This is a genomic window from Mobilisporobacter senegalensis, assembly GCF_003752155.1.
Lineage (GTDB): Bacteria > Bacillota > Clostridia > Lachnospirales > Lachnospiraceae > Mobilisporobacter > Mobilisporobacter senegalensis.
Window position 1 is genome coordinate 286,685 of record NZ_RJVG01000002.1, and the last position, 26,898, is coordinate 313,582.

Consider the following 26,898-nt stretch of genomic DNA (forward strand, 5'->3'; position numbering starts at 1 on the left):
CTATGAGACAAAAAATTCAAAAATATAATATTCCAATATGGTATCTTGCCAACCTGATATTTACCGGAGGATTGCTCTGCTTGCATTTTGTTTGGAAAAGTGCAGGGGATTATTCTGTTTCCTTCACCCAATTCGGACCAATGCTTGCAACCTTTCTGTTAATCTATATTGTAAAAGATAAGAATGCCTTGAAAAAAATTCAAACCGGATTATTTTTTCATATACAAGATATTGTTTTTTATGTATGGGCGGCAATTACTTCTTTTGCATTAATAGGCATTAGCAGCTTTTTACTTGGGGTAATTTTTAGCAATCCATATCTCGCCTGGAACGGAACTCCAATATTCTATTCTCTAAATTTCATGGCAATGCTGTTGGGAAGCATCGGTGAAGAACTTGGCTGGCGTGGATATTTACTGCCGGTACTGAATAAAAGGTTTACCCCTTTCTTCAGTAGTATCCTTGTAGGGTGCTTGTGGGGATTTTGGCATTTAAACTATGCGGGTGATATTATTTTTTGGTTGATATTTATTATGACCACTGTAGAGCTGTCAATTATTTTTACATTTTTCCTGTATAAAACAAATGGGAATTTATGGACAGCAATTATACTCCATGCCTTTTTTAATCTGGCAAACCGTGTATTTGTCTGGGGAAGATTCAACATAAATCTTTTGTTAACAGAAATGATCTTATTTGGACTAATCTGCGTTGTTGTTGTAGCAGTGAATAAGGGTTGGATGTTTCATAAGAAAGTGACCTTTCCAAAAGGAAAATCTCTAAGTATCTAATTTACGGGCATTTTAAAGGTTTCAATTGTTCAATGAAATCTATTGGAATATTATATATGGTCACAGGTTCTGTAATATCCAGACGGAATATACTCATTAACGATTTTCCATTCACGCACTTTTCTCCCGAAGCCATATATATTTCATTAGGAATCTGAGCCACAATATTCATATATGTGTTTATTTTAGAATAGGAATTCACTAGAATTTTCATGGATAATTCATTTCGTTGATTAAATTTTCTGGATATCATAAAATCACCTTCCATATCTTTCAATCCAATGTGCAACCATTTAGAGTTATGGTATAATTATAAGCGATTATAAAAAATTAAGAAGTGCATTTGTTTAGATAAATATGTGATTTTCTTAGGAGTGATATTTATGAAGTATAAAAAAAGTTTAGGATCTTTGATCACTATAACCGCTGATGGGGTAAAGAGCCCTTTTTCAGTTTCTACAGTTATGTCACAGACTTTGCTCAAATATAGTCAGAAGACGTCTTGGGATTCTTATAAGATTGATAATATCTCTCAGATATCTGATAAATTCCCTCCAAATGAAAATATCTATATCCTTGCTCACGATGTATCTTCTGATTTCCCGTCCCATACACACAGTTTTTATGAAATAACGTATGTGTGCCAAGGCGGCATAAAGAATATTATTGATGGAAATGAATTCTATATGTCAGAAGGGGATTTATCTATTCTGAATCCACATGCTATTCAGGAAATCAAGAGCACATGTTCTTATACATTGCTCATTAATTTTTGTCTTAAAAAAGAGGTATTTAAGAGAACCTTAAAATATTTTTATGAAGATAATAATTCAATTTCTCTATTTTTGAGAAATAAACTGCCACAGCAACGAAACTATATGTTTTTTTCACTAGGCCATCATTTAAATATACAGACACTTATCTCATCTATTATTCAGGAATATGCTGATTCGGATTTTCATCAATCATTTTCACTGGAAGCACTGTTTCTCCTGCTTTTTTCCCAACTGGTAAAAATCAATGAATACAGCTATTATGGTATTGATGATCATACATTGAAAATCATAAACTATATTCGTGCCAATTGTATCCACAGTACATTAGGAAAAATGGCCATGGAAATAGGTTACAATCCTTCATATCTCACTACTTATATAAAAAAACATACGGGAAGAAATTGCAAAGATATCATTAATGAAGCACGTTTAAACAAAGCAGTAAATCTGTTAGAAAACTCTGAGTTTAATATTTCTAATATCGCTGAAGAATGCGGCTATCGAAGTGTCAGTCATTTTCATCGTATTTTTAAAGACAAATATGATATGACACCCAATGAATACCGTGAGCTGATTCTTAGAAAAGCATATGTGGCCCGTTAGGATTTGTTAGGAAACTAACGGGAAGATATGGATGCAGCAGGATATAATAGATGTGAAAGGGGGTTGTGCAGTGGAATGGGTTGATAGAATGAATGCAGTAATTGATTATGTTGAAAATAATTTATGGGGTGAAATATCTTCTAGTGAAATCAGCAAAATAATGGCAAGTCCTTATACGGTATTCCAGTGTGCTTTTGTACAGATTACGGGTATTCCTTTATCGGAATACATTCGTCGAAGGAAATTGACATTAGCTGCATATGAGGTACAAAATACGGATAGGCGGATATTGGATATTGCCCTGGAGTATGGTTATGAATCAGCGGATGCTTTTAGTGTTGCATTCAAACGTATGCATGGTATTGCTCCAAATATAATGCGGAAGACGGATACACAGCTGAAATTCTACTCACGCCTTCATTTTACTTTGACAATGAAAGGAGTGGATGAAATGGATTACAGGGTGATGGAAAAGTCGATTTTACTGTGGTGGGGGTGCGGCGTACGACCCCTTATGGAGGTGGCACATGGGCTATCGTGAAATCTGACGGCAGTATTGAAAAAATGAAGGAAATTGGGGGTGAAGACTTTATATCCCTGGGACTTTGCTTTGGCTTTGGTGACGATGGCAGCAATGATTATATGTGCGGATTTGAACATGACGGTAATGGAATAAATGGATGGGATAAGTACACATATCCAAAAGCTTCCTGGCTGATATTTGAGGCAAAAGGGGCTATCTCAGAAGGTATCTTAGGAAGTACATGGAATCGGATCTATGGAGAGTTCCTTCCACAAAGTGAATATCAACAGAGTGATTTGCCTACAATAGAAAGATATATTGAGTGGGATGAGAAAAATGATAAGTGTAGAGTAGAGATCATGATACCTGTTGAAAATTAGCTGAATCGAGGTAACACCCTTGTTTTAACAAATAGTTAAAAACAAAGGTTGTTACCTTTTTAAATTGCCGATTATAAATTGTAATAAAAGAAGCTGATAGAACACATTAATATAGCCGTTTCATATTATAAATTGAATTATACTATTTTTAACAATTGTTTTTGGGAGGAATGGCAGTATGATAAATAATGTTAGAACTAGCCAGATTACCTCAGATGAAATTCCTTATGACGTAGAAATTATTGCTCAAAATTTTAATATACCATGGGCAATCGCAATCAGCGATGAAGGACGGATATATGTTACAGAACGAACCGGAGCTATTTATATCATTGATCATGGAAGGATTCTTCCAGAGCCCCTTATTGTATTGGAAGCTCCATTTGTAAGTGTAGGGGAAGGCGGCCTGATGGGGATTGTTCTGGACCCTGAATTTACCCAGAATCATTATATATATGTGATGCATACTTATGAGGAAGGTAACCGTATTTACAACCGGGTTATCCGATTAGTGGAGGAAGATAATCGTGCTTATATAGATGAGATTATTATTGACCGTATACCGGGAGGAAGAGTTCATGATGGTGGACGGATAAAGATAGGTCCGGATGAGAAATTATATATAACAACAGGGGATGGAGGGGATTCCAGCTTATCCCAGGATCTCTCAAGTACAGCAGGAAAGATATTAAGGATTAGTTTAGACGGCAGCATTCCTGCAGATAATCCATTCCCAGGGTCCCCTATATATAGTTATGGACACCGGAATCCGGAAGGAATTGATTGGAACTTAAATAATATTTTATATGCATCGGATCATGGAGCATCTGCTCATGATGAAATAAATATGATAATAGAAGGAGGAAACTATGGCTGGCCACTTGTACAAGGGGATGAAGATTTAGAGGAATTAGACCTGCAAAGACCTTTAATACACAGTGGCCCAGTTACCTGGGCACCTTCCGGTATTGCATTTGTGACACAGGGACCATGGGAAGGAAAATTATTGGTAGCAAATCTTCGAGGGGAACAGTTACTGGTGATGACCTTGAATGAAGATGGGACCAGAATAGAAAATGTGGAACCAATCTTTACAAATCAGTTTGGACGTTTGCGTGAAGTGATTGAAGCAAAGGATGGTTCTATTTATATTACAACCAGTAATATGGATGGCAGAGGTAATCCGGACAGGACGGATGATAAAATTATAAGACTGGAACCAAGATTTTAACTGTAATCTATAAGAATCAGTAATTGTTTATAAGATGGAGCTGTGAAAAACCATTATGAATATCCAAGAAAGTCCATGCTCTCCCTGGAATCTATAAAGGGAGAGCATGGACTTTCTTGGAATAATTTGTTCATAATAACCAATAATAATGTTATATCATGTTTATTTTAATTTAATATTGACAAAAACGAACATCGAGAGTAAAATACAATCATAAACGAACAAAAAATAAAACAAAAATGAACACACAACAAGAGAGAGGAGGTTTTCAATGCCACAATGTATTGTTATTGCTGATGATTTAACCGGAGCAAATGCCACAGGTGTTTTGCTGAAAAAACTAAATTATAATACCTATACTGTTATGAATATGGAAAGATTAGAGCTAAAAAATCTACCGGATTGTGATTGCATTATGTATCCAACAGACAGCAGGGCAGTAGATAAGGAAATTGCTTATAATCGCGTATTTAATGTAGCAGGACTGTTAAAGGGTGAAGAAGTATTAGTATATTCCAAAAGAATTGACAGTACTCTTCGTGGAAATCTTGGAAGCGAGACAGATGCCATTCTAGATGCATTAGGGAATAATTACATAGCTATGGTCGTTCCTTGTTATCCGGCATCAAGCAGAGTCTTAATTGGGGGATATATGTTGGTAAATGGCATACCCCTTCATAAAACGGAAGTTGCCCTGGATCCTAAAACACCTGTTTTAACATCCAAAGCAGAACAATTATATAAAGAGCAAAGCAGATATCCGGTGGGTTCTATCTATTTTCAAGATTATATGGAAGGGAAAGAATTTATTGCTTCAAAGATAAAGAATTTTATAGCTCAGGGAATTCGTACAATTATTTTTGATAGTATATCTCAGGAAGATATGGATTTCATTGCAGATGCAATCATCGAAAGCAAAGTGCCGTTCGTAACTGTGGATCCGGGTGTATTTACTGCAACAATGGCAAGAAAATTAATTGTTCCAACAAATAAAAAAGAAAAACCTAAGATACTGGCTGTCGTTGGTAGTGTAAATCCAGTTACGAAAGGCCAGATGGAACAGCTCTGGTTATCTCAAAAACATTTTAATATCTTTGTAAATACAAAACAATTATTAGAAGGTGACGAAGCCAGAGAAGAAGAAATTGGCAGAGTTGTAAGAGCGGTTTTAGAAAATTGTAAAGAATATGATGTTTGCAGCGTTACGGGAGATGGATTATTCCCAGAGAACCGTATTGATTTTCAACATTATATGATGAAATATCAGTGTAGTGTAGATGATGTAAGCAACATGATCAATACAGCATTTTCTCATATCACTCATCGGATTTTAAAAGGGAATGACAGTTTTAAAGGGTTATATACCAGTGGCGGAGACATTACGGTTGCCGTTTGCAAGGAATTTAATACTGCCGGATTACGGCTGTTAGATGAAGTAGTACCTTTAGCTGCTTATGGACAATTTATCCAGGGTGAATTTGATGGAATTCATATTATAACGAAAGGAGGCATGGTAGGAGATAATGATGCAATTAACAAATGTATTACTTATTTAAAAAGTAAATTATATATTTAAAGTTCAGCCCCCACGTTTTTAAATAAAATAGAGACAAATTGATTGAAAGCACATAAGAAGACAGAAAGGATGTGGATTTATTGAAACCATTGATTGCAATTCCAATCGGAGATCCAGCAGGGATTGGACCTGAAATAGTAGCAAAAGCACTGGCAAATAGTGAGGTAAATAAAGCTGCCAGGTGTGTTATAGTCGGTGATAAAAAAGTAATGGAATATGCCATTCGTCTCACAGATACAGATTTAAAATTAAATATAATCAATGAACCGGAAGAGGGCACTTACGAAGATGGCATTATGAATCTTATTGATTTAAATAACATTGATATGGAAGGATTTAAATTTGGAGAAGTAAATGGAATGTGCGGCAAGGCAGCATTCGAATATATTGAGAAGAGTATTGAATTAGCCAATGACCGTAAAGTAGATGCAGTCTCTACTACTCCAATTAATAAAGAGTCCTTAAAAGCGGGTGGAATTGATTTTATAGGCCATACTGAAATTTTTGGAGCACTTACCAATACAGAAGACCCCCTTACTATGTTTGAAGTAAGAGGTATGAGAGTATTCTTTTTATCCCGTCATGTGTCCTTAAGGCAGGCCTGTGACATGGTGAAGAAAGACAGAATTAAAGATTATGTGAAAAGGTGTTTAAATGCGTTAGAGAAATTAGGAGTCAGAGAAGGAACAATGGCAATAGCAGGATTAAACCCTCATAGTGGCGAACATGGTTTGTTTGGAGATGAAGAAGTGAACGAGGTAATGCCGGCAATTGAGGAATTGGAGAAGGAGGGATATAAAGTTGCAGGGCCAATTGGGGCAGATTCTGTTTTTCATCTGGCACTGCAAGGAAAATTTAACAGTGTTCTTTCACTTTATCATGATCAGGGACATATTGCCACTAAGACACTGGATTTTGAAAGAACCATTGCAATTACTGGAGGAATGCCAATTTTAAGAACATCTGTAGATCATGGCACTGCATTTGATATTGCAGGTCAAGGCATTGCCAGTGAGGTAAGCATGGCAGAGGCTATACTGCTTGCTGCGAAATATTCACCTAATTTTAAAACTTCAAATTAAAGGAGAAGAAAGGAGCTTATTATGGAGGGTGTATCTGGACAACAAATGTTGATAGGTTTACTAATAGGAATTATTCTATTAATTTTTATGATTCTTAAAACAAAGATTCACGCATTTTTGGCACTTATTATTGCAGCTTTAACGGTTGGTATCGTAGGAGGTATGACACCGGCGGACACTATCACAGCCATTCAAACCGGATTTGGCAGTACATTGGGTAATATTGGTGTTATTATTGGATTTGGTGTCATGATGGGCCAGATATTTGAGATATCTGGTGCGGCAGAGAAGATGGCGAAGACATTTTTAAAAATCTTTGGTAAAAAGAATGAAGAACTTGCATTGTCTCTTACAGGATTTCTTGTATCCATTCCTATCTTTTGCGATTCTGGTTTTGTAATTCTTTCCCCAATAGCAAAAGCTATTTCTAAAAGAACAAAGAAATCTATTGTTGGTTTAGGTGTTGCATTAGCTTCAGGACTTGTTATTACACATACATTAATACCACCTACGCCGGGCCCATTAGGGGTTGCAGGTACCTTTGGAGTTGATGTAGGTCAATTTATACTATTAGGAATCGTAATTGCTCTTCCTTTAGCGATTGCAGTCATGGTCTATGCAAAATATATTGGAAAGAAAATATATCAGCTTCCAAGTGAGAATGGAGAGGACTGGGAAAGACCAGCATATCAGGAACCGGTATATGATTTGAAAAATAGTGAATCAGATAAAAACCTGCCATCTGCATTTGTCTCTTTTTTACCTATTATTTTACCTATTATATTAATATTATTTAATACCGTATTAAAGGCAATGGGATTGACAGATGGTATTTACAGTATCTTAATTTTCCTTGGAACACCAATTGTAGCTGTTGCAATCGGCTTGGTAGTTGCAATTTATACTCTTGCATTGCACACAGATAAAAAGACAGTGATCAGTGAAATGGAAAAAGGTATTAAATCTGCAGGTATCATTGTATTTGTAACTGGCGGCGGCGGAGCATTAGGTGAAGTATTACGTGCCAGTGGTGTAGGTACTTATATCGCAGAAGGTATTGCTGCAACAGCTATTCCAGTTATTGTACTGCCATTTATAATTGCAACTTTAATTCGCTTTGTACAAGGGTCAGGAACTGTAGCTATGATTACTTCAGCAGGTATTACAGCACCAATTGTTGCAGCAGCAGGTGGTAATATGCTGTTAGGAGCATTTGCAGCATGCATGGGATCTTTCTTTTTCTCATATTTTAACGATAGTTTCTATTGGGTTGTAAATAGAACCATTGGTATTGAAGATACAAAAGAACAGATACGAGTATGGTCCTTGCCGACGACTATTATATGGGCAATGGGTTTTGTAGAGTTACTAATATTAAATATCTTTATGTAACAGGAAAATAAGGCTGTTTCCCTAACGGTTTTGACCGACGGGGCAATAGCCTTATTTATTAAATAAATAGTAAAAAAACCTCCACTTCAGACAATTATGTGAAACTGTTAGTGATTGACTTCTTTTATGATGAAGAATATACTTAACATAATACGGTAATGTTTTAGAAAAGAGAAGGTGATAAAATGCTGGCAGCAGAAAGACATTTAAAGATAATCGAAATAATCAGCGAAACAGGAAGTGCACAAGTAGAACAGTTATCTAAAATATTAGATGTCAGCCCAATGACGATTCGAAGGGATTTGGAAAAATTACAGGAAGGTAATATGATTGAACGCTGTCATGGTGGTGCTGTTATGAAGCAGGAAGTGAATTATTTTGAGAAAAGGAAGACTCACCCTGGAGAAAAAGTAAAGATTGCCCAAAAAAGTGCTGACTATGTTAAAAATGGAGATACTATATTTCTTGATGCAGGAACCACTACTTACGAAATAGCCAAATTAATTAAAAATATGCAGGACCTGACTGTAATTACTAACGATATTGAAATAGCTTCCTTACTCAAGAATAGCGATGTGGAATTGCTCGTTTGCGGTGGTAATATGCAGAAATCAACAGGTGGTATGTATGGATTATTTGCAAATCAAATGATGGAAAATGTCAGATTGAATATAGGTTTTTTTGGTGCAGCCTCTATTGATGAGAATTTTAATGTTTTAACACCTACAATGGATAAGGTCTCCTTTAAAAGATTAGTTTTAAAAAATTGCCAACGTTCTTTCCTGGTTGTTGATGATTCTAAATTTAATCGGAAGGCTCTGTTAAAAATTAATAATTTTAAAGATTATACGGGAGTTATAACCAATAAAATATTTACCAGAAAGGAATTAAAATCATTAGATGAGCTGGGAATAAGAATGATCACCGTAAAATAAAAAATAGGGCAGATTAATATAAATAAAAACAGGGCTTAGGCTGTATTGGAAATCTTCCTAATCCCTGTTTTTTGCATTCATTTAAAACGATATTGTATTTATGATATTTTCTCTTTATTCTTAACAGCATAAATAATGGCTATTGTTATAAAGCATACACAGAATATGAAATAATAAATAAACATTGGATTTTGAATTCCACCGAATAAAATGATAATAGCACCAAGAATTGCAAGAATAGGGAAGATATAACCGTTCCATAAACCTTTTACTTTTCCATTACGGGCTAATCTGATAACGGCGATATAAAGTACAACATATCCAATATAATTGGTAACAATGCTGATCTCTGAAATATCAGAATTATAGAGTAAACTAAACTTTTGAGTCACATAATGAGCTGCCATCATAATTAAGGAAAATATCAATGCTAATATAGCAGAGTTGACCGGCATATTTCCCAGTTTATGATTTTCTTTTGAGAAAATCTTAGAGGCCGGGATCATGTTACGAATACCCATAGCATATGGTAATCGAATGGAGGCAAGAGCAAGTCCATTTACGGTACCAAGTACTGATATAATTACAAATACCAAGATTATTTTAGCACCCATCTTACCCCAGATTAAATTTGCCGCATAGTCAACATGGGCATCCCCCATGGACATAATCTGTTCTGGTCCAACAAGTGAACTAATACCCACAAAATAGAGGACATAAATTACTAAAATAAGGATTGGTGAAATGATAAGCGCTTTCGGAAGATTCTTTTTACTGTTTTTTATCTCATGACAAATGGAGGTAGAGATTGACCAGCCGTCAAATGAGAAAGCAATTGGGGGAATGGCACTTAATAAACTAATAGTACCTACACTTGCTTTTGAATATGTCAGGCTTTCTCCTGGGTTACCAAAAACAAGACCGGCAAATGCTATTACGAAAAGAGGGATTAATTTAATGATTGTAGCACCATTTTGAATATAACCTCCAAGCTTGGCAGATAGTACATTAAAAGTATATAATATAAGAATAAATATTGTTCCTATTAATACCTGACTTTCCAAAGTACCAGGAATATTAAACAGAATACAGGTATAAATTCCCACAACCCATGCTACAACAGCTGTGATACTAGGCAGATAAAGAAAGCTTTGAAACCAGCCAAATGCGCAGCTAACAGGAATCCCGCAGAATTCTTCCGCATAAGTAATAATACCACCCGGCTTATCTGTTAAAGATGCAAGCTGTGAGATGGAAAGTGAGCCGAAGATAATTGCAATGGCAGCGATTGCAAAGATAATGACACCTGCTTTTACATCGCCGTTTGTCCAGAGTAAAATATTATCACTCTTGAAAAAGATACCTGAACCGATTACAATACCAGTAATCATAGCAATGCCAGTAAATAAACCATATTTTCTTTTTTCCATAAATGAACTCCTTGTTTCATATTATTAGTAAGGTATATCCCTTAAGTGAAACTTAATTCAGATGTGGTCCGAACCACAACCAGGCTATACTAGATGAGTTTAACTGATTAGAGTAAACAAGTCAATGAGATATTATAAGTATATTTAATAAATAAATTTAGAAGGAGCAGATACTGAATGAATCTAAAAAAAACAATACTTTTCCTTATAGGATGCATCAGTGTGACACTGGGAACCATCGGGATTTTTCTTCCAGTGCTGCCAACAACACCTTTTGTATTACTTGCAGCAGGCTGTTTTTCCATGAGTAATAAAAAGTTTGAAGAAAGATTAAAGCAGAATAAGTACTTTGGAAGTTATATTACAAATTATCAGGATAAATCAGGAATTCCTTTGAAAATTAAGATAAGAGCAATTTTTTTCCTATGGATTTCCTTGATCATATCTGGAATTTTAATTCAGAAACCTGTTATCATTGGTATTTTGGCTATCATTGGAACTGGTGTGACTATTCACTTATTATTAATCAAAACAAAAAAAGAGAGTACCTAGTTAGGATACCCTCTGATAAATCGTTATATTAATAATTAAGCAATTTTATTTACAGCGATTGATAAACGAGAAATCTTTCTTGAAGAAGTATTCTTATGATAAACTCCTTTTGAAGTAGCTTTATCAATTTCAATAGTTGCAGCTTTTAATGCAGCTTTTGCAACTTCTTTGTCACCAGCAGCGATAGCAGCTTCTACTTTTTTAATAGCAGTTTTCACTTTTGATTTGATTGCTTTATTTCTAGCAGCTTTTACTTCATTTACTAAAATTCTTTTCTTTGCAGATTTAATGTTAGCCAATTCGGGCACCTCCAAAATGATTATTATTTATGACAATAATACTTCGCATGCTGTACTATTGTATTAACAATAGAATTGACTTAACTTGACAATTCACTGTTTGATTCTTATTCCATTATAGCCGGACACGGACGAACTAATGGAAACATACTCATATATAGTAGTATAAAGTATCCAATCTGTCAATACATATTTTAAATGTTTTTTGGGAAAGTTATTCATTGTATATGAGGAGATTTTTGCAGAAATGGAGATAATTGATATGAATCTAAGTGAAACAAGCTATAAACGAGGAAGAACAGACTTAGCGCTGGAAGTAAGCGAAAGATTTGAACAGGATAATGTAGAAGTAAAAGGAGTTATTCTGAAAGAAACATATCATAAAAATAAAGAGATTAAAGTAACGACAGTAACTGTTGAGAATGAACAGGGTGCTAAAGTTATGGGAAAACCAATCGGAACGTATATTACTATTGAAGCGCCTAAACTTAGTGAGGAAGATGAAAGTTATCACAAACCATTATCGAAAGAAATAGCTAAATACCTAAAAAAATTAATGGGGGAGAAGAAATCAGAACATGTTCTGGTGGTAGGACTGGGTAATCGGGATATTACCCCGGATGCATTAGGACCTGAAGTTGTTGATAATTTATTTGTAACAAGACATCTTATCAGAGAATATGGCCAGGAATTTAAAGAACATAATAAAATGGAAAATATGAGTGCCATTGCTCCTGGTGTTATGGGACAAACAGGAATGGAAGTCAGTGAGATATTAAGAGGTATTATCCGTGAGACCAAACCTGAATTAGTGATTGTTATTGACGCATTGGCTGCCAGAAGTATGGAAAGATTAAATACGACAATACAGATTACTGATACCGGAATAAGTCCCGGCTCTGGAGTGGGAAATAATCGTAAGGCATTAAATGAAGAAGGGCTTGGTGTAAAAGTAATTGCAATTGGCTGCCCTACTGTAGTAGATGCGTCTACTATCGTATATGATACTATGGAGAATTTCATGTCCGATAAAGGCTTTAGTGAGGATGAAGTCAATAATTTCATCAAAGAGGTTGGAGATATGACCATTAAAAATATGTTTGTAACTCCTAAAAATATAGATGAAGCCATTAAAAAGACTAGTTATACTATTTCCGAAGCACTTAATTCTTGTTTTTGTGAAAGTCTAACGGAGTAATAATTTTGCATCCTTAGAATATAATGTAAAATGGAGAAAACAATCCTCCCTTTGATAAAATATGATAAGGATGATTCTATGATTAATAAAAGAGCATTTGTGCGTTTCTTAAATACTTCAGTATGGATATTAATAACTATTTTAGTTTCTTATATATTAATGAAAAGTACGATTCTATTCTCAGGTACAAATGTAAGACAAACTATGAGTGATATGGGCGATGAGATTGTATCAGAAGTCAGTAATCAGCTGATCATGTCTAATTCGCCCTTATTACAGTATGTAGATGCAGCCAGCAATCACAGATTTAGTGATAATCCACTGATTAATCTGGTGAATAATGCGTTTCCTATCAATAATTATTTTTTAGATGCTTTTGATGAAAATCTGGAAAAGGAAAATGAAAATTACAATGCAAAAGTAAATTCTCTCAGTTATGATTCTTCCGAATTGTCTGCAATCATGGAGGAGAATGGATATGATGCTGAATATGTGGAAGATGTAATGTCTCATGAGGCAAATAATGAGATCAGTTTTATCCGTGGAGAAACATATCTGGAAGACATTCCCACAGAGTTTAGCAGAGAATCTCTGGATATGCTGAATCAAAATAAAAATTTAATCACAAAATTAAAAGCAGAAAAAAATTATGATTATCTTATTAGTAATTTCTATATTGTTGATTCCGGAACAAAAGCAATGAAACAGATCTTTAATGTATCTCAATTATTAAAAAAAGATGTGTCATTAAAAAATACAAAGAATAATAAACCTCAGGTATTGATCTATCATACCCATTCTCAGGAAGCATTTATTGACAGTAAAAAAGGAGAACCTGATGATACGGTAGTGGGAGTGGGAGCTTATCTTGCTAAAATTCTTACAGAACAATATGGTTATAATGTGATACATGATACAACAACTTATGATATGATCAATGGATCTCTTGACCGTAATAAAGCATATAATTATGCTCTCCCTGCTTTACAAAAAACATTAAAAAATAATCCATCCATAGAGGTAGTGATTGATCTCCATAGAGATGGGGTGAATGATGATACCAGGAGAGTTACAATTATTGAAGGAAAGAAAACTGCCCAGTTAATGTTCTTTAATGGATTATGCAGGAATAATCAGGGACCGATTGGATATCTAAAGAATCCATATATAAGTGATAATCTGGCTTTTAGCCTCCAGTTACATATGAAATCCTTATCGGAATATGCTAATTTTACCAGAAAGATATATTTGAAAGATTATCGATACAATCTTCATCTTGTGCCTAAATCATTACTTATCGAGTTAGGAAATCAGAATAATACGGTTGCAGAAGCAAAGAATGCAATGGAACCACTTGCCAATATTCTGGACCAGGTGTTAAAAGGTAAGTAAAATTCCTTGTATCCCTAAAAATGGTATGTTATAATCTCCATACATAAGAATTACCATTAGGAGGAATATAGCGTGTCAATTGACCAGAGAAATATTAGGAATTTTTGTATTATAGCTCATATAGATCATGGGAAATCTACTTTGGCAGATAGAATCATAGAAATGACGGGTTTACTTACAAACCGTGAAATGCAGGCTCAGGTTCTTGATAATATGGAACTTGAAAGAGAACGTGGAATCACTATTAAAGCCCAGACAGTCCGTACTGTTTATAAAGCAAAAGATGGTCAGGAATATATATTTAATTTAATTGATACCCCAGGACATGTGGATTTCAACTATGAAGTATCCAGAAGTTTAGCAGCCTGTGAAGGAGCTATTCTTGTAGTAGATGCAGCCCAGGGGATTGAAGCACAAACACTTGCCAATGTTTATCTTGCCCTGGATCATGATTTAGAGATTTTACCTGTGATCAATAAAATAGATTTGCCTAGTGCAGAACCAGAGAGAGTAAAAGATGAAATTGAAGATATTATTGGTTTAGATGCTTCTGAAGCACCATTAATTTCTGCAAAAAATGGTCTTAATGTTGAGGATGTATTAGAACAGATTGTAAATAAATTACCTGCACCCCTTGGGGATAAAGATGCTCCTTTGCAAGCGCTGATATTCGATTCTCTTTATGACTCTTATAAAGGGGTAATTATATTCTGCAGAATAAAAGAGGGAACAGTAAGAAAAGGCACTACAATTAAAATGATGGCAACAGGGGCAACGGCAGAAGTCGTTGAACTTGGTATCTTTGGAGCAGGCCAGTTTATCCCTGGTGATGAATTGACGGCAGGAATGGTTGGATATATTACGGCCAGTCTTAAAAATGTAAAGGATACACGAGTTGGAGATACTGTTACAGATGCAAATAATCCATGTAAAGAAGCACTTCCAGGATATAAAAAAGTAAATCCCATGGTCTATTGCGGTATGTACCCGGCAGATGGGGCAAAATATCCGGATTTAAGAGATGCATTAGAGAAATTACAGTTAAATGATGCGGCATTGCAATTTGAGGCAGAAACTTCTCTCGCACTGGGATTTGGATTCCGTTGTGGTTTTCTGGGATTATTACATCTTGAAATTATTCAGGAACGTCTGGAACGTGAATATAATCTGGACATTGTAACAACGGCTCCAGGTGTTATATATAAAGTTCATAAAACCGATGGACAAGTAATTGATGTAACGAACCCGTCAAATCTGCCAGACCCATCAGAGATAAACTATATGGAAGAACCAATCGTAAGTGCAGAGATTATGGTTACTACAGAATTTGTAGGAACCATTATGTCATTATGTCAGGAGCGTCGTGGCGTATATCTTGGCATGGAATATATGGAAGCAACGAGAGCATTGCTAAAATATGAACTTCCACTGAATGAAATTATCTATGATTTCTTTGATGCATTAAAATCAAGATCCAGAGGGTATGCTTCTTTTGATTATGAATTAAAAGGATATGAAACAGCGACCCTGGTGAAGTTAGATATTCTTATTAATAAGGAAGAAGTGGATGCCCTTTCCTTCATTGTTCATTCAGAAAGTGCTTATGAACGTGGAAGAAAGATGTGCGAAAAATTAAAAGATGAGATTCCAAGACATCTGTTTGAAATTCCTATCCAGGCTGCAATTGGTGGAAAAGTTATCGCCAGGGAAACAGTAAAAGCAATGAGAAAAGATGTACTTGCAAAATGTTATGGTGGAGATATTTCAAGAAAGAGAAAACTTCTTGAGAAACAAAAAGAAGGTAAAAAGAGAATGCGCCAGGTCGGTAATGTAGAGATACCGCAAAAAGCATTTATGTCTGTATTAAAACTTGATGAAGATTAATCAAAAGAAGGAACGTTTTTCATAATAGAATAGATGAAAATATGATTGAAGAAAAATATATGAATGTTAAGAGAAATAATTTTTTAAAAATGAATGATGAGAAAAACAATTTAGGGATATATATACATATCCCTTTTTGTGTGAAAAAATGTGATTACTGTGATTTTCTTTCTTTTAAATATGATTCTTATCTACAAAAGGATTATGTGAAAGCTGTTATTAATGAGATCGAGAGTTTAAGAGAATATGGAGATCATCATAAGATAAGTACTATTTTTATCGGAGGAGGAACACCATCCATTATAGATGAGAATGATATCATCTTAATTATGGATAGGATTAAAAATGTCTTTAATATAGAAGAAAATGCTGAAAATGTAATGGCAGAAGAAGTTACGATAGAATGTAATCCGGGCACCTTAACAAAAGAAAAGTTACTTGCTTATAAGCAGGCAGGAATCAACCGGCTCAGTATCGGGCTGCAATCAGCCAATGATGAAGAACTAAAAAGACTTGGCAGAATTCATAATTTTAAAGAATTTGTGGATAACTATAAGTTAGCAAGGGAAGTTGGATTTGAGAATATAAATATTGATCTAATGTCAGCCTTACCAGGACAGACAATGGATGATTGGACAGATACATTAAACAAGGTGATAGCACTGAAACCAGAGCATATCTCAGCGTATAGTTTAATTATAGAAGAAGGGACTCCGTTCTATAAAATATATGGAGAAGAAAATGTAGATCTTCTGCCGGATGAAGAAACAGACAGGCAAATATATCAAAAGACGAAAAAAATATTAGAAAGTTACGGTTATTATCGCTATGAAATCTCAAATTATGCAAAACCGGGGTATCAGTGCATTCATAATTCTTCTTATTGGAAGCGGATACCTTACCTTGGAATTGGACTGGGCTCATCTTCTTTATTAAATAATAAAAGATTTCATAACGTGAGAAATATTTCCGAATATATAAAGTATTCGTATGATCATAATAAGATAAGGGAAGAGACCGAAGAATTAACTAAGAATCAACAAATGGAAGAGTTTATGTTTCTGGGGCTTAGAATGAGCCAGGGAATTAATCGTCAGGAATTCATGAAACAGTTTCATATAGACATAAATCAAATATATGGACAGGTTCTTTCAAAGTTAAGCAGTGAAAAATTATTGATGATAGAAGAAGAGCAAATAAGTCTCACGGAAAAAGGAATTGACGTAAGCAACTATGTTTTAGCCGAATTCTTATTGGGTTGAAATCAGCCCTAAACTCGATTACGCTTCGCTGCATCTTGCTTAGGCAGAGCACCATATAGAAAGGAGTGCACAAACTGCCCTTAGTGTGCAAGTACTCACGTGCAATTTGCACACTCCTTTCTGCATGGCTGAACTGTAATAAAAAATTTCATATTTTCCTTGACAAACGAAAAATGAAGTGATATTTTATTTATAAAGATATTAGCACTCTATCTTTGTGAGTGCTAACAATGCAAAAGGATGTGATCCAATGGATTTAGATGAAAGAAAATTGAAGATATTGCAGGCAATCGTTCGTAATTACCTTGAAACCGGAGAACCAGTCGGTTCCAGAACAATATCAAAGTTTACGGATTTAAATCTCAGTTCTGCGACCATTCGTAACGAAATGGCAGATCTTGAAGAATTGGGTTACATCCTTCAGCCTCATACATCAGCAGGAAGGATTCCTTCTGATAAAGGGTATCGGTTATATGTTGATACTTTAATGCAGGATAAAGTTCAAGAAGTAGAGGATATGAAAGAACTACTCGTTCAAAAAGCAGATAAGATTGAATTACTGCTTCAGCAAGTGGCTAAATTATTAGCTGTGAATACTAATTATGCTACGATGGTTACAACTCCTCAATATAAGCATAGAAGAGTGAAATTTATTCAGCTTACGGAAGTAGATGATAATCAGCTTCTTGCAGTAATTGTATTAGAGGGCAACATTGTTAAAAACGAATTTATCAAACTGAAAGAAGTTGTTAAGAAAGATGCAATATTAAGAATGAATATTGTAATGAATACTTTCTTACAAGGACTTGATATTAATGAGATTAATATCTCCATCATACAAAAGATAAAAGAGCAGTCTGGAGATTATTTTGATCTGGCAAATGATATCATTGATGCAATTGCCAAGGCACTTACAGAGGAAGATGACCTTGAAATATATACAAGTGGTGCAACTAATATATTAAAGTACCCGGAATTAAGTGACAAAGAAAGAGCAACAGAACTACTTTATACTTTTGAAGAGAAAAAGCAATTATCTAATTTGATTACAGATAAATTGGCAGATGAAGAAAGTAGGGGAATTCAAGTATATATTGGCAATGAGACTCCCGTGAAATCTATGAAGGATTGTGCCGTAGTAACGGCCACATATGAAGTGGAAGAAGGAGTATATGGGAAGATAGGAATTATCGGACCTAAGAGAATGGATTATGAAAAGGTAGTTCATACATTACAATCTCTTATGCAGCAGTTGGATGATATATTCAAGAATAAAACATAGATAATCAGAAAGAAAGGTGGTTTCATAAGTGTTAGAGGAAGAAAAGTTAAACCAGGAAGAGACAAATGAAGAACTGCATGAAGAGGTGCAAGAAGTAAAAACAGAAGAGATTTTAGAACAAATGGAAGAAACAGGAGAATCAGATACTGATAACATAGAAGAGTCAGACGAAGAAGGAACTCAGAAAAAAGAGAAATCTAAATTCTTTAAAAAGGATAAGAAAGAAAAAAAAGATCCTAAAGATGAAAAAATTGAAGAATTAAATGACAGATTAATAAGAACGATGGCTGAGTTTGATAATTTTAGAAAACGTTCTGAAAAAGAAAAATCTCAAATGTTTGAACTTGGAGCGAAAGATATTATTGAGAGAATACTTCCTGTAATTGATAATTTTGAGAGAGGGTTAGATACTATCTCAGAAGAAGAGAGAGAGGGTGCTTTTGCCCAGGGAATCGAAAAAATATATAAACAGTTAACTACTACACTTGAAGAAGTCGGTGTAAAAGCAATTGAGGCTGTTGGTAACGAATTTGATCCAAACCTTCATAATGCAGTAATGCATGCAGATGATGAAGAACAGGGAGAGAACATTATTACGGATGAATTCCAAAAAGGCTATATGTACAAAGATACTGTAGTACGTCATAGCATGGTGAAAGTAGTTAATTAATATAAAGCTTAACAGCACATTAAAATTTTTATGAACAACAGTAAACTAACGTATATTTCATTTAGGAGGAATAAATTATGAGTAAAATTATAGGAATCGATTTAGGTACAACAAATTCATGTGTAGCTGTAATGGAAGGTGGAAAACCAGTTGTTATAGCAAATACAGAAGGTGCAAGAACAACTCCATCCGTTGTTGCATTTACTAAAACAGGTGAAAGATTAATTGGTGAACCAGCAAAAAGACAGGCGGTTACCAACTCTGATAAAACAATATCATCTATTAAAAGACATATGGGAACTGATTACAAAGTAACTATTGATGATAAGAAATTCTCACCACAAGAAATTTCAGCTATGACTCTTCAAAAATTAAAAGCAGATGCGGAAAGTTATCTTGGTGAAAAAGTTACAGAAGCAGTTATTACTGTTCCGGCATATTTTAATGATGCTCAAAGACAGGCAACAAAAGACGCAGGTAAAATTGCAGGTCTTGATGTTAAGAGAATCATCAATGAACCAACTGCAGCTGCATTAGCTTATGGTCTTGACAATGAACATGAGCAGAAAATCATGGTATATGACTTAGGTGGTGGTACCTTCGACGTGTCTATCATTGAAATCGGTGATGGTGTTATCGAAGTTCTGGCTACATCTGGTGACAACAAATTAGGTGGAGATGACTTTGATGATAAAATCACCAGATACATGATTGATGAATTCAAAAAATCTGAAGGTGTAGATTTATCTACAGACAAGATGGCTCTTCAAAGATTAAAAGAAGCTGCAGAAAAAGCAAAGAAAGAATTATCCTCTGCTACAACTACTAATATCAACCTTCCTTTCATTACTGCAACAGCTGAAGGTCCTAAACATTTTGATATGAACTTAACAAGAGCTAAATTTGATGAATTAACTCATGACCTTGTTGAAAGAACAGCTGCACCTGTTACAAATGCTCTTAAAGATGCAGGTATCACAGCTTCTGAACTTGGTAAAGTATTATTAGTTGGTGGTTCTACTCGTGTCCCAGCTGTTCAGGATAAAGTAAAACAATTAACTGGCCATGAGCCATCTAAAACACTTAACCCTGATGAATGTGTGGCAATTGGTGCTTCTATTCAAGGTGGTAAATTAGCTGGCGATGCCGGTGCCGGCGATATCTTATTACTTGATGTTACTCCATTATCACTTTCTATTGAAACAATGGGTGGTGTAGCTACAAGATTAATTGAAAGAAATACTACAATTCCTACAAGAAAGAGTCAAATCTTTTCAACAGCAGCAGATAATCAATCCGCAGTTGATATTAATGTAGTTCAAGGTGAAAGACAATTTGCCAAAGATAATAAATCACTTGGACAATTCAGACTTGATGGTATTCCACCAGCAAGAAGAGGTGTTCCACAAATCGAAGTTACATTTGACATTGATGCAAATGGTATCGTAAACGTATCTGCGAAAGATCTTGGTACAGGTAGAGAGCAGCACATTACAATTACTGCAGGTTCCAACCTTTCTGATTCAGACATTGAAAAAGCAGTAAAAGAAGCTGCTGAATATGAAGCACAGGATAAAAAACGTAAAGAAGCAGTTGAAGTACGTAATGATGCAGACTCAATGGTATTCCAGACTGAAAAAGCATTAAATGAAGTTGGTGATAAGATTGATGCTAATGATAAAGGGACTGTGGAAGCAGATCTTGCTCACTTAAAAGAATTAGTAGAAAAGTCTAATCCAGAAGTAATGTCAGAAGGTGAAGTTGAAGATATTAAAGCTGCAAAAGAAAAATTAATGACAAGTGCTCAAGCTCTATTCGCTAAAGTATATGAACAGGCAGGGGGTGCAGCCGGTGCCACAGGTGCAGCTCCAGAACAAGATGCTTATACTGCCGATGCAGATGATGTAGTAGATGGAGATTATAGAGAAGTATAATAAAGAAAAGTGGTAAACCATAAGAGTCACGCTTTGCGTGACTTTTATGGTTTAATCAAGATAGATATTCATGATATAGGTACTTGAGGATTTTTGACATCTGAATCAAGTCTTTATAAGACGAAAAAGCTTGACGAAAACATAAGAGTTCAGTATGATAAACTTTATGTAATATACTATAATGAGAATAATACATTTGTGTGATTTTAACATAGTAATTGAAATAAATTGTGATGAGACAAGGAAGGAGTATAAAGATGGCAGAGAGTAAAAGAGATTATTACGAAGTGCTTGGAGTTTCCAAATCTGCGGATGACGGAGAACTGAAAAGAGCATATAGAAAATTGGCAAAACAATACCATCCTGATACTAACCCAGGGGATAAAGAAGCAGAAATCAAGTTTAAAGAAGCATCAGAGGCTTATGCTGTACTTAGCGATCCGGATAAACGCAGACAATATGATCAGTTCGGTCATGCTGCATTTGAGGGAGGAGCTGGAGGAGCCGGCGGTTTTGACTTCAGCGGTATGGGTGATATGAGCGATATTTTTGGTGATATCTTTGGCGATTTATTTGGTGGAGGAAGATCATCAAGAAGAGCAAGTAATGGACCTATGAAGGGCCAAAATTTAAGAACCGGAATCCGGATTACATTTGATGAAGCAGTTTTTGGCTGTGAGAAAGAACTTGAACTGAATCTGAAAGACGAATGTGATACTTGTCATGGAACAGGTGCAAAACCGGGTACCCAGCCACATACTTGTGAAAAGTGCGGAGGGAAAGGGCAGGTTGTTTATACACAACAATCTTTATTCGGAATGGTCCGTAATGTTCAGACATGTCCGGATTGTCATGGAACAGGTAAGACAATTAAAGATAAATGTGCAGATTGCTATGGTTCAGGATATATTACAAAGAAAAAGAAGATCAAAGTATCTGTACCGGCTGGTATTGATAATGGTCAAAGTATTCGTATTCGTGATAAAGGAGAACCTGGCATCAATGGAGGCGAGCGAGGAGATTTACTTGTAGAAGTTTCTGTAAGCAGACATCCAATCTTCCAACGTCAGGAGTATGATATTTTCTCAACAGCTCCGATTTCCTATGCAAAAGCTGCTTTGGGCGGAGATGTGAGAATAAATACGGTAGATGGAGATGTAATATATACTGTAAAACCAGGAACCCAGACAGATACGAAAGTAAGATTAAAAGGCAAAGGGGTCCCTACTCTGCGCAACAAACAAGTACGAGGAGATCATTACGTTACATTAGTTGTCCAAGTGCCAACCAATCTGAATACAGAACAAAAAGAATTACTTAAGAAATTTGATGAAGCTATGACAGGAAGTAAAGGGGAATTTGGAGAAGCTTCAGAGCCAGTAAAAGAAAAAGGCAAGAAAAAGAATCTTAAGGATAAAATAAACGAACTTTTTGAATAAGAGAGGAGAATGGAGACTTGAAGTGGACAAAATTATCTTTAAGAACAACAACAGAAGCAGTTGATTTGGTTAGTAATATGCTAAGTGATTTTGGAATTGAAGGAATGCAGATAGAGGATAATATTTCAATTACTGAAGAAGAGAAGAAAGAAATGTTTATTGACATATTACCAGAATTAGATCCTGATGACGGAACAGCCACATTAAGTTTCTATATTGAAGATACAGCAAATTTAGGGAAAACAATCGAAAAAGTTGTAAAAGGATTGGATGAATTATCAGAATATGTGGATATAGGAGAAGGAACGATCTCCACATCTGAAACAGAAGACACAGACTGGATCAATAATTGGAAAGAATTTTTTAAACCATTCCGCGTGGATGACAACATAATCATAAAGCCTACCTGGGAATCTTTAGACGAAGTAAGGGAGGATGATTTGGTGATTGAAATTGATCCTGGTACTGCATTTGGTACAGGAGCTCATGAAACAACCAAATTATGTATTCTTGGTCTTAGGAAATATCTGAATAACACATCTAAGATTTTAGATGTGGGCTGCGGCAGTGGAATCCTGTCTATTATTGCCCTAAAATTAGGTGCAAAATCAGCTTTAGGAATTGATATTGATCCCAATGCAATAGAGGCTACTTACGAGAATGCAAAAGTGAATAGTATTTCAAAAGATGATTTTACTATTATCAGTGGTAATATTATTGATGATGGGAAGGTACAGGAAAGAACAGGATTAGAAGAGTATGATATTGTAGTTGCCAATATTTTGGCTGATGTAATTATACCTTTATCTGGTATGATCAAACAACATATGAAACCAGAAGGCCTGTTTATTACGTCTGGAATTATTAATACGAAGAAAGAAGAAGTAAAAGAAGCTATTTTATCCAATGGATTTGAAATTGTTGAAATAAATGAAATGGGTGAATGGGTTTCCATTATTGCAAAGTGCTAGGAGAACAAATGTATGCATCGTTTTTATGTAGAAAATGATCAAATTCATGGAAAAGAGATAGTTATTACAGGTCAGGATGTAAATCATATTAGAAATGTTCTCCGCATGAAGATTGATGATGAAATTATAATTTGTAATGGACAAGGAAAAGACTTTTATTGTATAATAAATCAGATATCAAGTAATGAAGTGATTGCAGACATTATGTCTGAACAGGATACAGATGCAGAACTTCAAACAAAGATTTATCTTTTTCAGGGGCTGCCAAAGAAAGATAAAATGGAATTAATTATTCAAAAAGCAGTGGAACTTGGAGTATACGAGATTATTCCGGTGGTTACAAAAAGATCTATTGTAAAACTTGATGAGAAGAAGAAAGAACTTAAGAAGCTTGAAAGATGGCAAAGTATATCTACCAGTGCTGCAAAACAGTCGGGAAGAGGAATTATTCCCCGTGTGTCAGAGGTGATGACATATAAGGAAGCAATTGATTTTGCCAGTAAGTTAGAATATAATGTAATACCTTATGAAAAAGCAGAAGATATAGATAAAACAAGAGATATTGTAAAAAGTGCGAAAGGAAAACAATCCCTTGGAATCTTCATAGGACCGGAAGGTGGTTTTGAAGAATCAGAGATTGATATGGCATTTAATAGAGATATAAAACCTGTTACACTTGGAAGAAGGATTTTAAGAACAGAAACAGCAGGACTTGCGATTTTATCAATTATAATGTTTGAACTGGAAAGGTAGGATGCACCTACCTTTTTTGATGACTGGAGGTGTGTGATGGAAGCATATTTAGATAACGGAGCGACTACAAAAACTTTAGAATCCGTAAAAGATGTTATAGTAAAAGTACTTTGTGAGGATTATGGGAATCCATCTTCTATGCATCAAAAAGGTGTAGATGCGGAAAAATATATTATAGAAGCCAAGAATATTATTGCAGATAGTTTAAAAGCAGATCCAAAAGAAATCGTATTCACTTCCGGAGGGACAGAATCTAATAATATGGCATTGATAGGTGCAGCAATGGCCTATAAAAGATCGGGGAATCATATCATAACCACAAGAATTGAGCATCCTTCCATACATAATCCATTATCGTTTTTAGAAGAGACAGGATTTCGGATCAGCTATCTTCCGGTAGACAAATATGGTAAAGTTGAGATAGATGCATTATTGAATGAAATTTGTGAGGAGACGATCCTTGTTTCTATTATGTATGTTAACAATGAGATTGGATCCGTACAGGACATTGCCCAGATAGCTAAATTAATCAAAGGAAAAAATCCAAAGGTTATTTTCCATGTAGATGGGATCCAGGCATATGGAAAGTATCGCATATTTCCAAAGAAAATGGGTATTGACCTACTTTCAATAAGTGGACATAAGATACATGGTCCGAAAGGAATTGGAGCATTATATATAAGGGACAAAGTAAAAATGAAACCGATCCTTTTTGGTGGCGGACAGCAAAAAGGGATGAGATCCGGAACAGAGAATGTTCCTGGAATTGCCGGACTTGGTGTTGCCGTGAAAGAAATATATATGGATCATGAGTTAAAAATAAAGAAATTATATGGACTAAAGAAGATATTTATCCAAGGTGTAAAAGAAATTGAGGATATTATTATAAATGGAATCACAGACAATGAAGAACTGACAGATACGGCACCACATATTATTAGTGTGAGCTTTGGGGGAATCCGGAGTGAAGTTCTGCTTCATACTCTAGAAGAGAATAACATTTATGTATCTGCCGGTTCTGCATGTGCTTCCAATCATCCACAACTTAGCGGGACTTTAAAAGCAATTGGGATTAAGAAAGAATTATTAGATTCCACCATTCGTTTTAGTTTTTCTATTAATACAACATTAGAAGAGATTGAATACACTTTATCTACGTTAAAAGAAGTCATTCCCGTACTGAGAAGATATTCAAGGCACTAGTTCATAAACAATGAAAAGTTCAGGAGGAACAACCTATGTATAAAGCATTCCTAATCAAGTATGCAGAGATTGGAATTAAAGGAAAGAATCGTTTTATTTTTGAAAATGCGCTTAAAGATCAGGTGAAATTTGCACTTAGATGGGTGGAAGGAACTTTCCATGTATCAAAAGAACAAGGTAGAATTTTTGTGGAAGCTATGACTGATTATGATTTTGATGAAACAGTAGAAGCATTGCAGAGAGTATTTGGCGTGACTGGAATCTGTCCGGTAGTTGTTATTGAAGATAATAACTGGGAAGCATTAAGTAAAGCGGTTGGAGATTATGTGGATGCAGAATATCCTTCCAAGAACTTTACCTTTAAGGTAGCAGCTAAAAGAGGGGACAAACGATATCCTAAAACTTCTCCGGAAATCTGCATGGACATGGGAGAATATTTATTAGATCGCTTTCATGAATTAAAGGTAGATGTTCATAACCCGGAAGTTATGTTACATGTTGAGATCCGCAACAAAGCTTATGTATTCTCTAAAGTAATTCCAGGTCCTGGTGGAATGCCAATTGGTACCAATGGAAAGGCGATGTTATTACTTTCGGGAGGAATTGACAGTCCTGTAGCAGGTTACATGATTGCAAAAAGAGGTGTGAGAATCGATGCTACTTACTTCCATGCACCACCGTATACCAGTGAACGTGCGAAGCAAAAAGTGGTGGATCTTGCAAGACTGGTATCAAAATATGCAGGACCGATTAACCTTCATATTGTTAATTTCACAGATATCCAATTATATATTTATGAGAAATGCCCTCATGAAGAATTAACGATTATTATGAGAAGATATATGATGAAAATCGCAGAACATATTGCATTAGAGAATAATTGCCTTGGACTTATTACGGGAGAGAGTATTGGACAAGTAGCAAGCCAGACATTGCAAAGTCTTGCTGCAACCAATGAAGTATGTACTCTTCCTGTATATCGACCGGTGATTGGTTTTGACAAACAAGATATTGTGAATCTGGCGGAAAAGATTAATACTTATGAAACTTCGATCCAGCCTTATGAAGATTGTTGTACGATCTTTGTAGCAAAACATCCTGTAACAAAACCAAGTCTTAAAGTGATCAAGTATTCTGAGAAAGCATTGGAAGAAAAGATAGAAGAATTGGTTAAAGTTGCTCTGAATACAGTAGAAACCATACATGTAGATTAAAATATCAGGTAATTAGGAAACTCTTTTTGTGTCTAATGATGTTCCCATGTTCTTAGGCTGTCTACTACAGTTTCCCCCCAATTGTCTGACTTACACATACAAGACACATTGTATGTGATGTACAAA

General features: G+C 35.2%; 25 protein-coding genes. 22 read left to right on the forward strand and 3 right to left on the reverse strand.

Features of this window, described 5'->3' with window-relative positions; all coding sequences use genetic code 11:
- Positions 1-2 precede the first annotated feature (2 nt).
- Positions 3-791 carry a CPBP family intramembrane glutamic endopeptidase gene (locus EDD66_RS04095; protein ID WP_170164248.1) on the forward strand — a complete coding sequence of 263 codons (789 nt, stop codon included), beginning with the start codon at positions 3-5 and terminating at the stop codon, positions 789-791.
- A gap of 1 nt (position 792) precedes the next feature.
- On the opposite strand, the gene EDD66_RS04100 is transcribed toward EDD66_RS04095, so the two are convergent.
- Positions 793-1,044 (reverse strand): HPr family phosphocarrier protein, encoded by a 252-nt coding sequence (locus EDD66_RS04100; protein ID WP_123608291.1) that lies wholly within the window; start codon positions 1,042-1,044, stop codon positions 793-795.
- Between the two features lie 130 nt (positions 1,045-1,174).
- On the opposite strand from EDD66_RS04100, the gene EDD66_RS04105 reads away from it, so the two are divergent.
- The 8 genes from EDD66_RS04105 (at position 1,175) to EDD66_RS04135 (ending at position 9,289) form a co-directional block, all read left to right on the forward strand.
- On the forward strand, positions 1,175-2,170 hold the full coding sequence (locus EDD66_RS04105) for an AraC family transcriptional regulator (protein ID WP_123608292.1): 996 nt from the start codon (positions 1,175-1,177) through the stop codon (positions 2,168-2,170).
- 31 nt (positions 2,171-2,201) lie between these two features.
- Complete coding sequence (locus EDD66_RS18645; protein WP_243115291.1) at positions 2,202-2,711, forward strand: helix-turn-helix transcriptional regulator; 510 nt, start codon at positions 2,202-2,204, stop codon at positions 2,709-2,711.
- Positions 2,708-3,073 carry a GyrI-like domain-containing protein gene (locus EDD66_RS18650; RefSeq protein ID WP_243115292.1) on the forward strand — a complete coding sequence of 122 codons (366 nt, stop codon included), beginning with the start codon at positions 2,708-2,710 and terminating at the stop codon, positions 3,071-3,073. Before EDD66_RS18645 ends, EDD66_RS18650 begins: the two co-directional genes overlap by 4 nt.
- Before the next feature lie 178 nt (positions 3,074-3,251).
- Positions 3,252-4,304, forward strand: coding sequence for a PQQ-dependent sugar dehydrogenase (locus EDD66_RS04115; RefSeq protein ID WP_123608293.1), 1,053 nt, complete (start codon positions 3,252-3,254; stop codon positions 4,302-4,304).
- Positions 4,305-4,575: 271 nt separating this feature from the next.
- Positions 4,576-5,880, forward strand: a complete 1,305-nt coding sequence (locus EDD66_RS04120) for a four-carbon acid sugar kinase family protein (protein WP_123608294.1) — start codon at positions 4,576-4,578, stop codon at positions 5,878-5,880.
- An 80-nt stretch (positions 5,881-5,960) separates the two neighbouring features.
- Entirely contained in the window at positions 5,961-6,962 is a 1,002-nt protein-coding gene (pdxA, locus tag EDD66_RS04125) for a 4-hydroxythreonine-4-phosphate dehydrogenase PdxA (RefSeq protein ID WP_123608295.1), read from the forward strand.
- An 18-nt stretch (positions 6,963-6,980) separates the two neighbouring features.
- Entirely contained in the window at positions 6,981-8,354 is a 1,374-nt protein-coding gene (locus tag EDD66_RS04130) for a GntP family permease (protein ID WP_123608296.1), read from the forward strand.
- Between the two features lie 185 nt (positions 8,355-8,539).
- A complete protein-coding gene (locus EDD66_RS04135; RefSeq protein ID WP_123608297.1) occupies positions 8,540-9,289 on the forward strand; it encodes a DeoR/GlpR family DNA-binding transcription regulator in 750 nt (249 codons plus the stop codon).
- A 98-nt stretch (positions 9,290-9,387) separates the two neighbouring features.
- Here the strand turns inward: EDD66_RS04135 and EDD66_RS04140 are convergent, their stop codons facing one another.
- Positions 9,388-10,719, reverse strand: a complete 1,332-nt coding sequence (locus EDD66_RS04140; RefSeq protein WP_123608298.1) for an APC family permease — start codon at positions 10,717-10,719, stop codon at positions 9,388-9,390.
- 177 nt (positions 10,720-10,896) lie between these two features.
- Here EDD66_RS04140 and EDD66_RS04145 point away from each other — a divergent pair, with 177 nt between their 5' ends.
- Positions 10,897-11,271: a YbaN family protein gene (locus tag EDD66_RS04145; RefSeq protein ID WP_123608299.1), complete on the forward strand. Its 375-nt coding sequence runs from the start codon at positions 10,897-10,899 to the stop codon at positions 11,269-11,271.
- Positions 11,272-11,306: 35 nt separating this feature from the next.
- Here EDD66_RS04145 and rpsT read toward each other — a convergent pair whose 3' ends face one another.
- Positions 11,307-11,570 (reverse strand): 30S ribosomal protein S20, encoded by a 264-nt coding sequence (gene rpsT / locus EDD66_RS04150; protein ID WP_123608300.1) that lies wholly within the window; start codon positions 11,568-11,570, stop codon positions 11,307-11,309.
- 247 nt (positions 11,571-11,817) lie between these two features.
- Here rpsT and gpr point away from each other — a divergent pair, with 247 nt between their 5' ends.
- The 12 genes from gpr (at position 11,818) to thiI (ending at position 26,772) form a co-directional block, all read left to right on the forward strand.
- Positions 11,818-12,768, forward strand: coding sequence for a GPR endopeptidase (gene gpr / locus EDD66_RS04155; protein WP_243115293.1), 951 nt, complete (start codon positions 11,818-11,820; stop codon positions 12,766-12,768).
- A gap of 78 nt (positions 12,769-12,846) precedes the next feature.
- Positions 12,847-14,160, forward strand: coding sequence for a stage II sporulation protein P (gene spoIIP / locus EDD66_RS04160; protein ID WP_170164249.1), 1,314 nt, complete (start codon positions 12,847-12,849; stop codon positions 14,158-14,160).
- Between the two features lie 72 nt (positions 14,161-14,232).
- Positions 14,233-16,044, forward strand: a complete 1,812-nt coding sequence (lepA, locus tag EDD66_RS04165) for a translation elongation factor 4 (RefSeq protein WP_123608302.1) — start codon at positions 14,233-14,235, stop codon at positions 16,042-16,044.
- A gap of 59 nt (positions 16,045-16,103) precedes the next feature.
- Positions 16,104-17,306, forward strand: a complete 1,203-nt coding sequence (gene hemW / locus EDD66_RS04170) for a radical SAM family heme chaperone HemW (RefSeq protein ID WP_243115294.1) — start codon at positions 16,104-16,106, stop codon at positions 17,304-17,306.
- Positions 17,307-17,556: 250 nt separating this feature from the next.
- Complete coding sequence (hrcA, locus tag EDD66_RS04175) at positions 17,557-18,588, forward strand: heat-inducible transcriptional repressor HrcA (RefSeq protein ID WP_123608303.1); 1,032 nt, start codon at positions 17,557-17,559, stop codon at positions 18,586-18,588.
- Positions 18,589-18,616: 28 nt separating this feature from the next.
- On the forward strand, positions 18,617-19,258 hold the full coding sequence (gene grpE, locus EDD66_RS04180) for a nucleotide exchange factor GrpE (protein ID WP_123608304.1): 642 nt from the start codon (positions 18,617-18,619) through the stop codon (positions 19,256-19,258).
- 77 nt (positions 19,259-19,335) lie between these two features.
- A complete protein-coding gene (dnaK, locus tag EDD66_RS04185; protein WP_123608305.1) occupies positions 19,336-21,192 on the forward strand; it encodes a molecular chaperone DnaK in 1,857 nt (618 codons plus the stop codon).
- Between the two features lie 257 nt (positions 21,193-21,449).
- Entirely contained in the window at positions 21,450-22,631 is a 1,182-nt protein-coding gene (gene dnaJ, locus EDD66_RS04190; protein WP_123608306.1) for a molecular chaperone DnaJ, read from the forward strand.
- Between the two features lie 17 nt (positions 22,632-22,648).
- Entirely contained in the window at positions 22,649-23,602 is a 954-nt protein-coding gene (gene prmA / locus EDD66_RS04195; RefSeq protein ID WP_123608307.1) for a 50S ribosomal protein L11 methyltransferase, read from the forward strand.
- A 12-nt stretch (positions 23,603-23,614) separates the two neighbouring features.
- A complete protein-coding gene (locus tag EDD66_RS04200) occupies positions 23,615-24,355 on the forward strand; it encodes a 16S rRNA (uracil(1498)-N(3))-methyltransferase (RefSeq protein ID WP_123608308.1) in 741 nt (246 codons plus the stop codon).
- 36 nt (positions 24,356-24,391) lie between these two features.
- On the forward strand, positions 24,392-25,558 hold the full coding sequence (locus EDD66_RS04205; protein ID WP_123608309.1) for a cysteine desulfurase family protein: 1,167 nt from the start codon (positions 24,392-24,394) through the stop codon (positions 25,556-25,558).
- Positions 25,559-25,593: 35 nt separating this feature from the next.
- Positions 25,594-26,772 carry a tRNA uracil 4-sulfurtransferase ThiI gene (gene thiI / locus EDD66_RS04210; protein ID WP_123608310.1) on the forward strand — a complete coding sequence of 393 codons (1,179 nt, stop codon included), beginning with the start codon at positions 25,594-25,596 and terminating at the stop codon, positions 26,770-26,772.
- Positions 26,773-26,898 lie beyond the last annotated feature (126 nt).